The following is a 1,592-nucleotide window of genomic DNA, read 5'->3' as shown; positions in this document are numbered from 1 at the left end:
CCACGCTGAATGGAAGCCAGCTGGGCTTTGGTGCGCGCCTGGTGCGGCAGGTTCTGGCGCGACAGGATCAGCGCCGTGGGGCCAGAGTGACGCTTGATGGCCGCATCCCAGGCCGCGGCGGTTTCCACGGCGTCACACGGGCGCCAGGTGTTCAGGTTCGGCGTCGTGCGCAGGCTGGTCAACTGCTCAATCGGCTGGTGGGTCGGACCATCTTCACCCAGGCCAATGGAGTCATGGGTAAATACGTAGATCGCCTGCTGACCCATTAATGCCGCCATGCGAACCGCGTTACGCATGTACTCCATGAAGATCAGGAAGGTTGCGCCGTACGGGACAAAACCACCGTGCAGGGCGATACCGTTCATTACCGCGCCCATGCCGAACTCACGTACGCCATAGTGCAGGTAGTTACCGCTGGCATCTTCCGGCGTAATCGCTTTGGCGCCCTTCCAGAAGGTCAGGTTGGACGGCGCAAGGTCCGCACTGCCGCCGAGCAGCTCCGGCATTTTCGGACCAATCACGTTAAGCGCTTCCAGCGACGCTTTACGGGTGGCGATGCTCTCGCCTTTTTCCTGGGCCTGCTCGATGAGGGCTTCGGTCGGTATTTCAGCCGGCAACTGGCCTTTCATGCGGCGCTTGAATTCCTGCGCCTCGGCCGGGAACGCCTCGGCATAGCGGGCAAAGCGCTTGTCCCATTCCTGCTGGCGGGTTTTACCTGCTTCACGCGCATCCCAGCCAGCGTACACGGGCTCGGGAATATGAAACGGCGCGTGGGGCCAGTCCAGCTGCTTGCGCGCCAGGGCAACTTCGTCTTCGCCCAGCGGCGCGCCGTGCGACTCTTCCTTGCCCTGCTTGTTGGGCGCACCGAAACCGATAACCGTTTTACAGATAATCAGGCTGGGCTTGTCATCGTTCTGTTTGGCAAGTGCAATGGCGGCCTGGATCTCTTCCGGCTTGTGACCATCGACATTGGGCACCACGTGCCAGCCGTAGGCTTCAAAGCGTTTGGCGGTATCGTCGGTAAACCAGCCTTCCACTTCCCCATCAATCGAGATGCCGTTGTCGTCGTAGAGCGCAATCAGCTTGCCCAACTGCTGAGTACCCGCCAGCGACGCCGCCTCATGGGAAATGCCTTCCATCAGGCAGCCATCACCCAAAAAGCACCAGGTGTGGTGATCGACAATGGTGTGGCCCGGACGGTTGAACTGCGCTGCCAGGGTTTTTTCGGCAATCGCAAAGCCGACGGCGTTGGCAAATCCCTGGCCGAGCGGACCGGTAGTGGTTTCGATGCCGGGCGCGTAGCCAAATTCCGGATGGCCAGCGGTGGGCGAGTGCAACTGACGGAAGTTCTGAAGTTGTTCCAGGCTTAACTCATAGCCGCTTAAGTGCAGCAGAGAGTAGAGCAGCATTGAGCCGTGGCCATTGGACAGCACGAACCGGTCACGATCGGCCCATTTGGGGTCTTCGGGGTTGTGCTTGAGGTGATCATTCCACAGCACCTCGGCGATATCAGCCATGCCCATGGGGGCGCCAGGGTGGCCGGACTTGGCCTTCTGAACAGCATCCATGGAAAGGGCGCGAATGGCATTGGC

Annotated in this window: 1 protein-coding gene; it reads right to left on the bottom strand. The window is 60.6% G+C overall.

Translation table 11 applies throughout. From position 1 onward, the window contains the following. The coding region (tkt, locus tag ACT3T7_RS18355) for a transketolase (protein ID WP_444631922.1) at nucleotides 1–1,592 on the bottom strand (1,592 nt) is incomplete at both ends.

Source organism: Halomonas sp. 111 (assembly GCF_052379685.1).
Lineage (GTDB): Bacteria > Pseudomonadota > Gammaproteobacteria > Pseudomonadales > Halomonadaceae > Vreelandella > Vreelandella citrativorans.
Note: the sequence above shows the minus strand (reverse complement) of the source record. Positions and strands in the feature narration are given on the sequence as shown.